A 14,245-nucleotide genomic window follows, 5' to 3' on the forward strand; every position below is an offset into this window, starting at 1 on the left:
TAGTAAAAAGGAGGATTTAGAGATGCCCATCAGTTTACAGAAGGGACAGAAAGTGGATCTGACGAAGGGAAATCCGGGCTTGAAGCATCTGCTCATCGGTTTGGGCTGGGATGTGAACAAGTATGACGGGGGCGGCGATTTCGATCTGGACGCCACGGTCTTTATGCTGGGAGAAAACGGGAAAGTTCCCTCTTCCGATGAGTTTGTGTTCTACGGAAATCTGGCCCATAAAAGCGGATCTGTTCAGCATATGGGGGACAATCTGACAGGCGAGGGCGAAGGGGACGACGAGCAGATAAAGGTGGATCTCTCCAAGGTGCCCGCGGAGGTCAAGAAGGTGGCGTTCGCTGTAACGATCTACGAATCAGAGACCAGAAAGCAGAATTTCGGTCAGGTGAGCAACGCCTTTATCCGCATCGTGGATGTGGACAAAAACGAAGAGCTGGTGCGCTACGATCTGGGAGAGGATTTCTCCATCGAGACGGCCGTCGTCGTAGGCGAGCTTTATAACCACAACAACGAGTGGAAGTTCAACGCCATCGGCAGCGGATTCCAGGGAGGACTGGCCGCGCTCTGCACCAACTTCGGCGTGGATCTGGGCTAGCATAAAGTCCGATAAGCAGGACAAAATACAGAGGTTATGTTATTTAAAGTAAAAGTTACATTGGGAAAGGAAGGTTTTTTATTATGGCGATCAGTTTACAGAAGGGTCAGAAAGTAGATCTAACCAAAGGAAATCCGGGACTGAAGCATCTGATGATCGGCCTGGGCTGGGATGTAAACCAGTTTGACGGCGCAGACTTCGATCTGGACGCCAGTGCGTTCATGCTGGGCGATAACGGCAAAGTTCCCACTCAGGATGAGTTTGTATTCTATGGAAACCTGAAGCACAAGAGCGAGGCTGTCATACATATGGGAGACAACCTGACTGGCGAGGGCGACGGAGACGACGAACAGATCCAGGTGGATCTGACGAAAGTGCCCGCCGGCGTCAGCAAGATCGCTTTTGCGGTCACCATCTACGATTCCGACGTGCGGAAGCAGAATTTCGGTCAGGTCTCCAACGCGTATATCCGCATTGTGGACATGGATACCAATCAGGAAATGATCCGCTACGATCTGGGAGAAGATTTCTCCATCGAGACGGCTGTAGTAGTCGGCGAGATCTATCAGCACAACGGCGAATGGAAGTTCAACGCCATCGGCAGCGGATTCCAGGGCGGACTGGCTGCGCTGTGCGGAAACTATGGGATTGATGTGGCGTAAAACGCCGAAGGAGGAATAGAGATGTCAGTCAGTTTGCAGAAGGGACAGAAGGTAAGCCTGACCAAGGACAACGCAGGATTGAGCAGGATCCTGATCGGTCTGGGTTGGGATGAAGTAAAGCAGAAGAAGGGATTTTTCGCGCCCAAGCCGGCGGCCATCGACTGCGACGCTTCCGTGATGGCGCTGAAAGAAGGCAAGCTCCGGGGCGTGGAAGACGTGGTCTACTTTGGCAACCTGCGCCATAAATCCGGTGCGATCCAGCACATGGGAGACAATCTGACGGGAGCCGGAGACGGAGACGACGAACAGATCGTGGTGGATCTGACCAAGGTTCCGGCGGAGTATGACAAGCTGGTCTTTGTGGTGAACATCTATCAGGCGGTACAGCGGAAGCAGGACTTCGGTCTCATTGAAAACGCCTTTATCCGCATCGTGGACGGGCAGAAAAATCAGGAGATGCTGAGATACAACCTGAGCGCGGAGTACGCCGGTATGACCGCGGTCATTTTCGGAGAGATCTATCGCTACAACAACGAGTGGAAGTTCAACGCCATCGGACAGGGAACCACCGATCCGGGCCTGAACGAACTGGTCAGGAGATTCCAGTAGAGGGGATCTGACGGTTGTTCGTATGCCGGAGATGAGATATGGTCTCCACCGCAGATTGGAAAAGAGGAAATCACCCCCTTCAGGAGCGGTTTCCTCCTTTTCGTTTCAATGAAGGTCCCGGCGCGCCGGGTTTTGACGGGGCGAGAGTCTGCCGCGAAGAAAGGTCCGCCCGCTTCCGTTTCTGAGAATAGAACGCGAAGGCCGCGGCTGCATCCCTCAGAGCCGGGGCGAAGGGCCAGGCCTGCCGCGCCGCATTGTCGGCAGCCGGCGTTGAGAAGGCGCGTTTCGGACAGCCGGGACAAAATAATAAAACAGGAGATAAAGAGGTAACTAGCAAAAATGAAAATAATGGGATTAACAGATGAGCAGGTGGAATCGTCGAAACAACAGTACGGCGACAACCGCATGACGGAACAGGAGACAGAGAGCTTTTGGAGTAAGCTGCTGGGCAACTTCGGAGATCCGATGATCAAGATCCTTTGCGTCGCCCTGATCATCAATATTGTGTTCGCCTTTTTGGGACAGACGGAATGGTACGAGTCCGTGGGCATCGCGCTGGCCGTGATCCTGGCTACTTTTGTGTCAACTTTTTCTGAGTTCAGGAATGAGAACGCCTTCCAGAAGCTGCAGGAGGAGGCGTCCAGGATCTACTGCAAAGTATACAGAAACGGACAGGTGGCGGAGGTCTCCATCAACGATATCGTGGTGGGCGACTGCATCCTGCTGCAGACCGGCGACAAGATCCCGGCTGACGGCGTCGTCATCGACGGGACCATAAAAGTGGACCAGTCGGTGCTCAACGGCGAGAGCAAGGAGGCCACGAAAAAAGTCATTCCCGAGGACTACACGGAGGAGGACGCGTCGCTGGATTTCCTCAATCCGTATAAGGTGTTCCGCGGGGCGGTAGTCTGTTCCGGAAATTCCGTCATGCGGGTCACCACCGTGGGCGATAAGTCTGTTTACGGACAGATCGCCAGCGAACTGCAGAGCGAGGAAGACCGGGATTCCCCGCTGAAGGTGAAGCTGGGCAATCTGGCAGACGGCATCAGCAAGTTCGGTTATATCGGCGGTATCGCCATTGCCGTGGCATTTCTGTTCCAGTCTATCGTGATCCAGAACGGGTTCGACATGGCGCAGATCATGGCTTACTGTTCCAACTGGATGACGGTGGTCAACGACGTGGTGCAGGCAGTCATGCTGGCTGTCATCATCATCGTTATGGCGGTGCCGGAAGGCCTGCCGCTGATGATCGCGCTGGTATCCGCCCTGAATATGGGCAAAATGCTCAAAGACAACGTACTGGTGAGAAAGATCGCGGGCATTGAGACCGCAGGCAGCCTGAACATCCTGTTCAGCGATAAGACGGGGACCATTACCAAGGGAAAACTGGAAGCCGTCACTTTTGTGGACGGTTCGGCAAGGGATTACGCCAGTTTTGACAACGTGATGAACGAGCTGGGAAATGTACTGTCCCTGAGCGTTTATCACAATACGGACGCCGTTATCTCTGACGAGGGCGGCGAGATGAAGATCTTCGGCGGAAACGCTACGGAGCGTGCCATCCTCAGTTATGCCGCCAACTCCAGACACGCCAATACCATGAATGTGGCGCACATTTCCGCCATCCCCTTCAGCAGCGACAAAAAGTATTCCGCCACCAGCGTGGAAGGCGACTACAACCTGACGCTGATCAAGGGAGCGCCGGAAAAGATCCTGGCTAAATGTCAGTTCTATTATGACGCGGAGGGAAAGAAGCAGCCCCTGGACATGGCGGGAAAAGGCCGCATCGACGACAAGATCAACGAGCTGGCGGAGAGGGCCATCCGCGTGCTGGCTTTCGCCACCTCCGACGACAAGATCAGAGACGACGAGCTGCCTGAGGGCGCCTGGACGCTCATCGGTGTTCTGGGCATCCGCGACGAGGTGAGACCGGAATCCGTGACTGCCATCAAGGAGGTGCAGGGCGCCGGCGTTCAGGTGGTCATGATCACGGGAGACCGTCTCGATACTGCGGTGGCCATCGCCAAGGAAGCGGGTATCGTTCAGAGCGATAAGGATATCGTGCTGACATCCGATCAGCTGGCCAAGATGTCCGACGACGCGGTGAAGGAGCACATCAAAAACATCCGCGTGGTTGCCCGGGCGCTGCCCAGCGACAAGAGCAGACTGGTGCGTCTGGCGCAGGAGATGGATCTTGTGGTAGGCATGACAGGCGACGGGGTCAACGATTCCCCGGCGCTGAAAAAGGCCGATGTGGGCTTCGCTATGGGCGGAGGAACAGAGGTGGCCAAGGAAGCCAGCGACATCGTGATCCTGGATGACAATTTCAGCTCCATCGACAAGGCGATCCTCTACGGAAGAACGATCTTCAACAGCATCCGGAAGTTTATCATCTTCCAGCTGACGATCAACGTCAGCGCTGTGCTGATCTGTTTCGTTTCGCCTTTCCTGGGCATTCCCACTCCGCTGTCCATCATTCAGATCCTCTGGGTCAATCTGGTCATGGATACGCTGGCGGCTCTGGCCTTCGGAGGCGAACCGGCCCTCAGGAGGTACATGCGGGAGAAACCCAAGCGCAGAGACGAGAGTATCATCAGCAGATACATGTGGACGGAGATCCTCACGGCCAGCCTTTGGGGCTTTGCCCTGTCCATGTTCCTGCTGCTGTCTCAGACCGCGGATCACTTCTTCCGCGACGATTACAACTTCCTGCTGACGGGATATTTCACATTCTTCATCTTCTTCGCCGTGTTCAATGCGTTCAACGCCAGAACAGAGCAGATGAACCTGTTTGACAATATCGGCAAGAATCACGGATTCTGGCAAGTAATGGGTCTCATCGTCGTGGTTCAGATCATCATGACCGACTTTGGAGGAGATATTCTTCGCTGCTACGGACTGAACGGAGGAGAATGGGCGCTGGTGCTGGCGCTGGCCTTCACCATCATTCCTGTGGATCTGATCCGCAAGGCTGTGTTAAAGATCGGCGGGAAATAGCCGGAAGTTCCGCCCAGAAGGGACGGAAAAAAGAAAAAGCGGATAAACTGCAGAGCAGCGGACCGGCGTATACTGCGTGAAGACAGAGCAGGATCGCCGGTCCGTTTTTTCAGAAAGGAGGACTGGGTGGATCTTTTCGTATCGGACCTGGACAATACGCTGATCTATTCGTATAAGAGAGACATCGGTCCGCAGAAACGGCTGGTGGAGGTAAAGGAGGGGAAGGAGCTTTCCTTTATGACGGAGTACTCCTGCCGCCTGCTCTGCCAGATCGCGGACCGCTGCTGCTTCGTGCCGGCTACCACCCGGTCCCTTGAGCAGTACGGGCGGATCCGATTTTTTATAGGGACGGCAGGATCGCCGTCCGCAGAGCCGGAGTACGCGCTGGTGAGCAACGGCGGAAACCTGCTGCGCGGGGGCGTCCCGGACAGACAGTGGTATGAAGATTCGCTGCGCCTCTGCGCACCGGCGGAGGAAAGTTTAAAGGAAGCGGAAAGGCTGCTGGCCGCCGATCCCCGCGTAAACTTTGATGTGCGGAGGGTGGACGGGCTGTTCGTCTTCACAAAGAGCGGCGATCCGCAGGGGACTATGGCCGGACTGCGGGCCGGTCTGTATGGCGGGAATGTGAGGATCTTAAACAACGGGTCCAAGATCTACATCCTTCCCGGAGCCCTGGACAAGGGGACGGCGCTGCTGCGTCTGCGGAAGCTGCTGGGCGCAGAACTGGTGCTGGCCGCAGGCGACAGCGAGTTCGATGTACCCCTGCTTCTGGCCGCCGACGAGGCCTGGATGCCCCGACAGCTGTATCAGGCCGCGTCCGGCAGTCTCAGCGGGATGGATGGGCGGCGGCTCCACGTTCCGCCCGGGGACGGCCTGTTCTCCGACCTGATGCTGACAGAAGCGGCAAAACGGCTGGGGATCGCCTGCAGACAGGAGTAACGGCTCCCGCTGAGGGACCCACGACGCTGAAAATGAGACCCTGTCGAAAATTTGGGCGAAGGCGTAAACGCATTTTGACGTTTTTCTCCTTCCGTCTGTGGTAACCTGTTCAATGGATGAAGGAAAATTGGACAAGACCTTTGACAGAAGGAGGAATTTGATATGAACAGAGCGATGGAAATGTACGGAAGGCCGGAGATGCCGGCGATCGAGGGACTGAGAACGAGAAACGCCGCGGGGGATGAGATCATCATTTATATAACGGGCCAGTCGGCGGGAGGCCGGATCAAATTTGTGATCTCTGACATTACGGTCCGAAAAAAGCGGTCCAGGCAGTACTGCTCTGTGACAGAACTGGCTAAGGACAGCTATCTCTACCGCTGCCTGTCCACAGGCCGGGAGCGGAAAGCCTATCTGGCGGACGTCTATCTGAAATATGTGACGGAAGAGCAGGTGGAGCAGGCCCTTCTGTGCGCGTGGGAAATGTGCCGGCCGCAGATCGCCTGACGCGAAAGCGGCTGCGGCTGGGTTCGAGATCCGTATGACTCCTCTGTGACTGGAAAAAGTATACTGTTGTCAGCAGAGTTAAAAAAAAGTGCTGTAAAATCGCCTGTTTTGTCGTATAATAAAGTGGTATAAGTATACTTGTATCAAGAATTGAAAGCAGGCTTTTGGCCGGGCATCGGCGCCGCAGAGGGTCCGCAGCCGGCCGGCGGCAATTGCAGTAATGAATTGGAGAAGGGGGATATTACATGGATGATCTGAATGAAATGAAAAGCGACTTTATCGGAGGCGCGTCGTACGGACAGGAGATCGAACCTGTAGGCGCATACGCGGCGAAAACGTTCGGCTGGATGTGTCTGGGACTGCTGACCACTTTTGCGGTGGCTATGGCCATGATCTTTACGGGAGCGATCTGGGCAGTATTTTCTGTTCCGGCTATGCCGTTTATTCTGCTGATCGCAGAGCTGGGCGTTGTAATTTACCTGTCGGCCCGCATCGGTTCCATGTCTGTGGGAAAGGCCAAGGGGCTGTTTTTCACCTATGCGGTGCTGAACGGAATCGTATTTTCTACCATTTTTGTGGCATACGGCATGTGGAGCGTACTGCTGGCATTTCTGTCTGCGTCGCTGTATTTCGGCGTCATGGCGGGAGTGGGTTATTACACTAAGGTGGATCTCTCCGGCATGAGACCGATCTTGTTCAGCGGCCTGATCTTCCTCGTGGTGGTCTGGTTCCTCTCTATCTTCATCGGACTGGGCGCTTTTGAGAGGATCGTCTGCATGATCGGCGTAGCTGTGTTCCTGGGCTTTACCGCCTACGACACGCAGAAGATCAGAGCGTATCACGCCGCTTTCAGCTGTGACCCTGAGATGGCGAAAAAGGCGTCGATCTTTTCCGCGCTGCAGCTGTATCTGGACTTCATCAATCTGTTCCTGTACATCCTGCGGTTCATGGGCAAGAGAAACTAGTCCGGGCGTTGCACCGGCAGTTCCATATGAGAACACAGATCAGCAGATCTTAACATCTGCTGATCTTTTTTTGTTTTGGATCAGGGCTGCGCTCATAGGCGCACTTTCTCTTTTTGCGGGTTCGTGGTATAATCTTTCGGTCATATCTCCGTTGACAAGGCGCAGCGGGCGCCTGCAAGCGGAGAGCACCGGCTGACAGAAACGCCCGCGGTCTTCAGGGGCGGGCGGAAGAAGAGCCGGAAAAAATGAAGGAGGGCAGCTGCATGACACGAATATTCCTGGTGGAGGACGACAGCGCTATTGCCAGAAATCTGGAACTTTTGCTGCAGTCGAAAAATTTTACAGTCACCCATGTTTCCTCTAGGGAGGAGGCGCACAGAGCGCTTGAAAAGCGGAAATTCGACCTGGCGCTGGTGGATATCTCTCTGCCGGACGGAAATGGATTTACGGTGTGTACGGAGGTCAAAGCCACACAGGACATCCCTGTCATCTTTCTGACGGCCTCCGGAGACGAAGCCAGTGTGGTCACCGGGCTGAATATGGGAGCGGACGATTATATCACCAAACCTTTCCGCCCCCGCGAACTGGTGGCGCGGATCCAGGCCGCCCTGAGAAAAAACGGGCGCTCTCAATCCGTTTTTGAAGTGGACGGCCTGCAAGTAGATACGACAAGCGGCGTGGTCAGGAAAAACGGCGGCGAAATTTACTTATCCGCGCTGGAATATCGTCTGCTGCTGGTATTCGTCAACAATCCCCAAAATATCATCACCCGGGGCCGGCTGCTGGACGAACTGTGGGACGCGGCGGGCGAGTTTGTCAATGACAATACTCTAACTGTTTATATCAAACGTCTGCGGGAGAAAATAGAGGATGACCCCGGAGAACCCAGGATCATTCTGACCGTCCGGGGCACCGGTTATCGATTGGGAGGCGGAAATGTTTCGGAATAGAGAATTTCGGCTTTTTGCCGTTTCGTTTTTCCTGATGGCGGCCGTGGCCGCGGCGTTTGGCTTTGCCATCGGACAGGCGGCGGGTATTCTATGCCTGGCGTCCGCGGCCGTTTACGGCGCGGCCTTTACATTGTTTACAAGAGCCCGATATCGAAACATCGCCAGGATCTCAGACCAGATCGATCTTGTGCTGCACAATGAAGACCGCCTCTACATTGACGATCTGGATGAGGGAGAGCTTAATATCCTCCACAGCGAGATCACAAAAATGATGCTGCGCATTCGGGAACAGAACCAGTCGCTGAAGGACGAAAAAGTACATCTGGCTGATTCTCTGGCCGATATCGCCCATCAGCTGCGCACGCCGCTCACGTCGGCAAACCTCATACTATCGCTTTTGGAGGAAACTTCCGATGAAAGCCGGCGCCGGGCGTTTGTGCGCGAGGCGGAGGAGCTGCTCGTCAGGATGGACTGGCTGATCACTTCGCTGTTGAAATTGTCCCGGCTGGACGCGGGGGTGGTGGAGTTTCAGAGCCGGAGGGCAAAAGCGGCCGATCTGATATACGCTTCCGCACGTCCGCTGCTGATCCCCATGGAACTGCACAATATCCATCTGCACACAGATCTGCCAGAGGAGATCGTGATCCGCTGCGATCCGGGCTGGCTCCAGGAAGCGATCCAAAACATCCTGAAAAACGGTATGGAGAGCGCGGGCGACAATGGGAGCATCGAAATCGCCTGCAGGGATAATCCCCTCTATACGGAGATCACCATCCGCGACGACGGCCCGGGATTTGATGAAGAAGAACTGCCCCGGCTCTTCGACAGGTTTTACCGCGGCAAAAGCGCCGGCGTTTCCGGTTATGGGATCGGCCTGGCTCTCTGTAAAATGATCATCACGCGGCAGGGCGGAACCATCACGGCTAAAAATCACCCCCTGGGCGGTTCGATCTTTTCCATTCGTTTTCCAAAGTGACAGATCTCTCACCGGAAAGTCATCGAGATACACAGTTAACTGCTCTATGATGTGGATAGCCAATTAAAAGAAGGGAGGCTCACAAATGGAGCTGATTAAAATCGAAGATCTGTGCAAGGTCTACGGCGAGGGAGGAAATCGGGTGACCGCCTTGGACCACGTCTCGCTGACCATCGAAAAAGGAGAGTTTATCGCGATCATCGGTTCCTCCGGTTCCGGCAAATCCACACTGCTGCACATCATCGGCGGCGTGGACGTGCCCACAAGCGGAAAGGTGTATGTGGACGGGAATGACGTATACGCACAAAACAATGAAAAGCTGGCTATTTTCCGCAGACGGCAGGTGGGGTTGATCTACCAGTTTCACAATCTGATCCCTACGCTGAACGTGGTGGAAAACATTACACTGCCTGTCCTGATGGACAAGCGCAGGGTGAACAAAGAGCGTCTGAACGATCTGTTGGAGATGCTGGGGCTTGAAGGCCGCAGGACGCATCTGCCCAATCAGCTCTCAGGCGGCCAGCAGCAGCGCGTGTCCATAGGCCGCGCTCTGATGAACGCTCCGGCCGTCATGCTTGCCGACGAACCCACGGGCAGTCTGGACAGCCGGAATGGACGCGAGATCGTCGATCTGCTGAAGCTGAGCAATAAAAAATACGGGCAGACCCTGATCATCGTGACCCACGATGAAAATATCGCGCTGCAGGCGGACCGCATTATCAGTATCTCGGACGGCAGGATCGTGAGAGACGAGAGGGTGCGGCCATGAATATTTTTAATAAAGTCACCTTGCAGGGTATGAAAAAAAGCCGGGCGCGGACCATCGTGACGGTGATCGGAGTCATCCTGTCCGCCGCCATGATCACAGGGGTGGCCACCTTCGTTGTGTCCCTGCAGAATTATATGGTCGATGGCGCCATGTTGAAATACGGAGGCTGGCATGTGGAGTTCCCGGATGTTTCTCCTTCCTTCGCGCAGGAACGGGAGACAGACGGCAGAACAGCTGACGCCGCGGAGTTTCAGAACATCGGCTACGCAGTCCTTGAGGGCGGAAAAAATCCTGACAAACCGTATTTGTTTCTGGCGGGATTCAGTCAGAAAGCTTTCGAACTTCTGCCCATCGACCTTATCTCCGGCAGACTGCCGGAAAACAGCGGGGAGGTCCTGATCCCGGCCCACGTGGCGGCAAACGGCGGCGTTAAAATTTCGGTGGGAGACACCCTGTCGCTGGCCGTGGGAGAGCGTCAGGCTGGGGATGGAGCCCTTAGCCAGCATGATCCCTATGTTTCCGGAGATGAGTCCGGGACGGCGGGAGAAGCTCTTGTACCGGAATTCAGGAAGTCCTACACGGTGGTGGGCATCTGTGAGAGACCCGCTTTCGAGGAATTTTCCGCACCGGGCTACACGCTGATCACAACGGAAGATCCCGCGTCGCAGGCAGACAGCGTCAGTGTTTTCGTCACTCTGAAAAATCCGCGGCAGGTCCGCAATTATGTGAAAGACACGGCCGGAAGCTGCGCCTACGTCTTAAACGACAACATTCTGCGCTTTATGGGTCTCTCAGAGGACAAAATGTTCAATACGCTGCTGTATTCCATCGGCGGCGTACTGGTGGCTCTGATCATGACCGGCGCCATATTTCTCATCTACAATTCGTTCAACATATCGCTGAACGAACGAACGCGTCAGTTCGGCATCCTTTCATCTGTGGGGGCCACAGCAAAGCAGCTGCGGAATTCCGTGTTGTTTGAAGGACTCTGCATCGGCGCGGCGGGCATCCCCATCGGCGTCGCGGCAGGGATCGGAAGTATGGGCATTGTGATCTCGTCTGTGGCGGGGAATTTCGGAACTTTTGCTTACAGCGCCGTGCCGCTGACTCTGAAAGTATCCGCTCCTGCCGTGGCAGCCGCGGCGGCGGTCAGCATGGTTACCATACTGATCGCGGCCTATGTTCCGTCCCGGAAAGCCGCAGGTACGCCTGTGATGGAGAACATTCGCCAGACCAACGCAGTGAGGATATCATCCGGCGCTGTGAAAACTTCCAGGTTCGCACAGCGCATGTTCGGTCTGGAAGGCACGCTGGCGCTGAAGAATTTTAAAAGAAACAGAAGGCGTTATCGCAGCATCGTATTATCGCTCACGTTAAGCGTGGTACTGTTCGTGTCGGCCGATACTTTTGGAGCACACCTGAAACAAGCTGCGGAACAGTCCGTGATGGAAAGCGATTATGATATCTGCTTTTATACACAGGACATGGACGAGGGAGAATGGTTCAGGCTTTACGACCGGCTGAAAACAGCCGGCGGAGTCACGGAAAGCTCCTATCAGACGATCTCGGCATACCAATGCGCGGTCCGGGCAGGGGATCTTTCCGACAGCTACCGGAAGATCGCCGGATATGATCAGGGGGATGAAATGATCGATCTGCCCATGGACATCCAGTTTGTGGAGGACAGCGTGTTTCTGAGCTTTATCGAGAGCCAGGGATTGTCCCAGGAGGATTATACCGGGGAGAATGCGAAGATGATCGCCGTCGCCAAGGCCAAAGAGAAGGATGAGACAAAGGACGGGAAGACCGTGCTGATCAACATGTTCGAAGACTCTTCCGGGGATTTCCGGGTGACGCCTGAGACAGGCGGCGGTACCGGGCTTGAACGGGAGCAGGATATCCATATGACCTTTGTAGATACCATACCCTCCGATACGCTTCCCAGAAAACCCTCAGAGGTAAAGCCGTACGTTTTTATGGTGGTGGCTCCGTACCAGCTGAAAGAGAAGTTTGAGACGCCCGGCGTCCGTGAAGAAATGGGCCTGACTTTTCTGTCCGGGGATCCCGCCCGGTCGGTGGCTGAAATGGAAGCGATGATAAAGGCCGAGGGGATCACCGCGGACTATACCCTGTACAACACGCACAAAATGTTTGAAGAGAATCGCAGCATCATGTACGTAGTCAATGTGTTCACATCTGTTTTTGCCGCGATGATCTCGCTGATCGCGGTGGCCAATGTGTTTAACACCATTTCCACCAACATCCGGCTTCGACGGCGGGAACTGGCCATGCTCCGCTCTGTGGGAATGCCTGACCGCGATTTCAGAAAAATGATGAACTTTGAATGCGCTTTTTACGGCATGCGGACGCTGCTGCTGGGGCTTCCTGCAGCAGGCGTGCTCTCCTGGCTGATCTACAGAGGATTCGTCCTGGGCGGAGCGGATATGAATTTTATATTCCCGTGGAGGAGCATGACGATCAGCGTGCTGGGCGTTTTCTTCGTGGTGTTCATCACCATGCTTTACGCCGTCAGCAAGATCAAAAAAGAAAATATCATCGATGCGCTCCGGGACGATATGAATTAACAGCCGCTGCGTTTCACGATGACGGATACGCCGTCAGGGATGACGCTGACGCTGCCTTTTCCGCCCAGCCATCTGTCTGCCATGCGCAGAGCTTCCGCGATGTCAGGCGCCCATTCCATGTGCATGGCCCGTACCATATCCCGGGGCGCGTCAGTGACCATGATGACCCGATACTTCAGGAGGATGCGGCAGAGGATCTGGGATTCCCACTGGTCGGGGACCGTATCGTTTTGCTCTGTGGCCAGGAAACGTTCCATGATGGCTTCCGCAGAAGGCTGCTGTGCAAAGGTCTCGTAGAAGGATTGTCCGCCGTGACCGTCGGAGCAGGCGGAGACCATGATGATGACGCCGCCGGGACGGCACGCAGCTTCTGCGGCGGTCATGCCCTTCACCGCCTGATAGATATTCTGATCGAGAGGATAGCCGCCGTTGGTGGAGATGACGATGTCCGCGGGGACGGCTTCCACGCCGGCCAGCCGGCTCACGCTGCGGCAGCCAGCCAGATGTGCCTCGTTAAAATGACCGGCGAAGGCGTCGGCCACGCGTTTTTCCCCGTCCAGGACCACATTGACGATGAAGGCAAGGTCAGCCAGTTCCGCGGCCCGTACCATGTCGCGGTGGATCGGATTTCCCTCAAGGACCCCTGTCCGCGAACAGGGATGGGCGATGAATTTCGAACAGTGGTTGGCCAGTACCGTCGTTCGGTCCGCGATACCGGGGAGCACGCTCTTGCGCCCTCCGGAAAAGCCGGCGAAGAAGTGGGGCTCGATGAAGCCCTCCGCAAGGAGAAGATCGGCTTCCGCCGCCAGCCGGCTGATACGCAGGGGAATGCCGGAGGGCAGAACGCCGGCGCACATCATATCCTCAGATTTTCCGCTCTCGTGGACCACAAAGCGAAGCCGGGGATCATCCGCCAGCCTGGGACCGAATTTGTAGATCAGTTCCTCCCGGGTGGTGGGCCGGTGAAAACCTGTGGCGATGAGAACGGTGAGAACACCGCGGTAACCCGCCAGCTCCAGTTCCTCCAGAACCGCGGGAAGGATCACGCTGCTGGGAACGGGGCGGGTGTGGTCGCTGGCGATCAGCACGATATTTTCTTTGTTCCGGGCCAGATCCCGAAGCCGGGGGGAGCCGATGGGATTTTGCAGCGCCCGGCGCACCAGTTCCGTCTGCGCGGCGGCGGAGTGTGCTGCTTCAGAGACGGTTGGCGGTGCGCCTACAGCAGCGGGTCGTGGCGCTGCTGCGGGCTGCGCTTCTGCAGATCGGGCTGCTGTTGCGTTGGGTTGCGTAGCGTCGGAAGAAGCGTGTTCAGCGGCGGAGAGCTCCTCCTGGCGCGCAGATGACTCGGCGGCGGGCTGCGCCGCGGTGGATAAGGTCGGCGTCTCGGAGACGGCGCGTGCTGCTCCTGCAGTAGCGGGTTGTGGCGCTGTTGCGGGCTGCGCCGCGGCAGGGCGGAGAATGGCGGCCAGACGTTCTTCCGGGATTTCCGCGTCGAGGAAGCCTTTTCCGTAGGGCAGCTTGATGATTCGATTCATAGGAAGCCTCATTTCGTAAAAATATAATTCAATAGGGGAGTTTAAAGGAGTACTGCGAAGGGAAAATGCCGCGGTACTCCCTTTTGTTGTGCCTTGTTTTTTGGCAGTGCATTTTTTGAATGTGCGCGGGAAATGGTTTATCGCAGG

The 14,245-nt window shown here is 55.7% G+C and carries 12 protein-coding genes; 11 read left to right on the forward strand and 1 reads right to left on the reverse strand.

Annotated elements, in window-relative coordinates; all coding sequences use genetic code 11:
* Window positions 1–22: 22 nt before the first annotated feature.
* The 11 genes from E0E37_RS11965 to E0E37_RS12015 all read left to right on the forward strand — a co-directional run bounded on the left by E0E37_RS11965 (window position 23) and on the right by E0E37_RS12015 (window position 12,563).
* Window positions 23–604, forward strand: coding sequence for a TerD family protein (locus tag E0E37_RS11965; RefSeq protein ID WP_130863264.1), 582 nt, complete (start codon window positions 23–25; stop codon window positions 602–604).
* 83 nt (window positions 605–687) lie between these two features.
* Complete coding sequence (locus E0E37_RS11970; RefSeq protein WP_130863265.1) at window positions 688–1,266, forward strand: TerD family protein; 579 nt, start codon at window positions 688–690, stop codon at window positions 1,264–1,266.
* Between the two features lie 21 nt (window positions 1,267–1,287).
* Window positions 1,288–1,875 (forward strand): TerD family protein, encoded by a 588-nt coding sequence (locus E0E37_RS11975; protein ID WP_130863266.1) that lies wholly within the window; start codon window positions 1,288–1,290, stop codon window positions 1,873–1,875.
* A gap of 339 nt (window positions 1,876–2,214) precedes the next feature.
* The gene (locus E0E37_RS11980; RefSeq protein WP_130863267.1) at window positions 2,215–4,872 is read left to right on the forward strand and encodes a calcium-translocating P-type ATPase, PMCA-type; all 2,658 of its coding nucleotides are present in this window, start codon (window positions 2,215–2,217) and stop codon (window positions 4,870–4,872) included.
* A gap of 126 nt (window positions 4,873–4,998) precedes the next feature.
* A complete protein-coding gene (locus E0E37_RS11985) occupies window positions 4,999–5,811 on the forward strand; it encodes an HAD family hydrolase (RefSeq protein ID WP_130863268.1) in 813 nt (270 codons plus the stop codon).
* A gap of 162 nt (window positions 5,812–5,973) precedes the next feature.
* Window positions 5,974–6,318: a hypothetical protein gene (locus tag E0E37_RS11990; RefSeq protein ID WP_130863269.1), complete on the forward strand. Its 345-nt coding sequence runs from the start codon at window positions 5,974–5,976 to the stop codon at window positions 6,316–6,318.
* 245 nt (window positions 6,319–6,563) lie between these two features.
* On the forward strand, window positions 6,564–7,283 hold the full coding sequence (locus E0E37_RS11995) for a Bax inhibitor-1/YccA family protein (RefSeq protein ID WP_130863270.1): 720 nt from the start codon (window positions 6,564–6,566) through the stop codon (window positions 7,281–7,283).
* A gap of 263 nt (window positions 7,284–7,546) precedes the next feature.
* Entirely contained in the window at window positions 7,547–8,233 is a 687-nt protein-coding gene (locus tag E0E37_RS12000) for a response regulator transcription factor (protein ID WP_130863271.1), read from the forward strand.
* A complete protein-coding gene (locus E0E37_RS12005; protein ID WP_130863272.1) occupies window positions 8,220–9,209 on the forward strand; it encodes a sensor histidine kinase in 990 nt (329 codons plus the stop codon). The genes E0E37_RS12000 and E0E37_RS12005 overlap by 14 nt, the downstream gene beginning before the upstream one ends.
* Before the next feature lie 85 nt (window positions 9,210–9,294).
* Window positions 9,295–9,978 carry an ABC transporter ATP-binding protein gene (locus E0E37_RS12010; RefSeq protein ID WP_130863273.1) on the forward strand — a complete coding sequence of 228 codons (684 nt, stop codon included), beginning with the start codon at window positions 9,295–9,297 and terminating at the stop codon, window positions 9,976–9,978.
* Window positions 9,975–12,563 carry an ABC transporter permease gene (locus tag E0E37_RS12015; RefSeq protein WP_130863274.1) on the forward strand — a complete coding sequence of 863 codons (2,589 nt, stop codon included), beginning with the start codon at window positions 9,975–9,977 and terminating at the stop codon, window positions 12,561–12,563. Before E0E37_RS12010 ends, E0E37_RS12015 begins: the two co-directional genes overlap by 4 nt.
* Here E0E37_RS12015 and larA read toward each other — a convergent pair.
* The gene (gene larA, locus E0E37_RS12020) at window positions 12,560–14,098 is read right to left on the reverse strand and encodes a nickel-dependent lactate racemase (RefSeq protein ID WP_130863275.1); all 1,539 of its coding nucleotides are present in this window, start codon (window positions 14,096–14,098) and stop codon (window positions 12,560–12,562) included. The genes E0E37_RS12015 and larA overlap by 4 nt on opposite strands.
* Between the last annotated feature and the right edge of the window lie 147 nt (window positions 14,099–14,245).

It is taken from the genome of Bacilliculturomica massiliensis (assembly GCF_900605495.1).
Lineage (GTDB): Bacteria > Bacillota > Clostridia > Peptostreptococcales > Anaerovoracaceae > Bacilliculturomica > Bacilliculturomica massiliensis.

Coding starts and splice junctions, on each gene's coding strand:
- E0E37_RS11965 (WP_130863264.1), top strand. CDS start 23: ATGCCCATCAGTTTACAGAAGGGACAGAAAGTGGATCTGACGAAGGGA.
- E0E37_RS11970 (WP_130863265.1), top strand. CDS start 688: ATGGCGATCAGTTTACAGAAGGGTCAGAAAGTAGATCTAACCAAAGGA.
- E0E37_RS11975 (WP_130863266.1), top strand. CDS start 1,288: ATGTCAGTCAGTTTGCAGAAGGGACAGAAGGTAAGCCTGACCAAGGAC.
- E0E37_RS11980 (WP_130863267.1), top strand. CDS start 2,215: ATGAAAATAATGGGATTAACAGATGAGCAGGTGGAATCGTCGAAACAA.
- E0E37_RS11990 (WP_130863269.1), top strand. CDS start 5,974: ATGAACAGAGCGATGGAAATGTACGGAAGGCCGGAGATGCCGGCGATC.
- E0E37_RS11995 (WP_130863270.1), top strand. CDS start 6,564: ATGGATGATCTGAATGAAATGAAAAGCGACTTTATCGGAGGCGCGTCG.
- E0E37_RS12000 (WP_130863271.1), top strand. CDS start 7,547: ATGACACGAATATTCCTGGTGGAGGACGACAGCGCTATTGCCAGAAAT.
- E0E37_RS12005 (WP_130863272.1), top strand. CDS start 8,220: ATGTTTCGGAATAGAGAATTTCGGCTTTTTGCCGTTTCGTTTTTCCTG.
- E0E37_RS12010 (WP_130863273.1), top strand. CDS start 9,295: ATGGAGCTGATTAAAATCGAAGATCTGTGCAAGGTCTACGGCGAGGGA.
- E0E37_RS12015 (WP_130863274.1), top strand. CDS start 9,975: ATGAATATTTTTAATAAAGTCACCTTGCAGGGTATGAAAAAAAGCCGG.
- larA (WP_130863275.1), bottom strand. CDS start 14,098: ATGAATCGAATCATCAAGCTGCCCTACGGAAAAGGCTTCCTCGACGCG.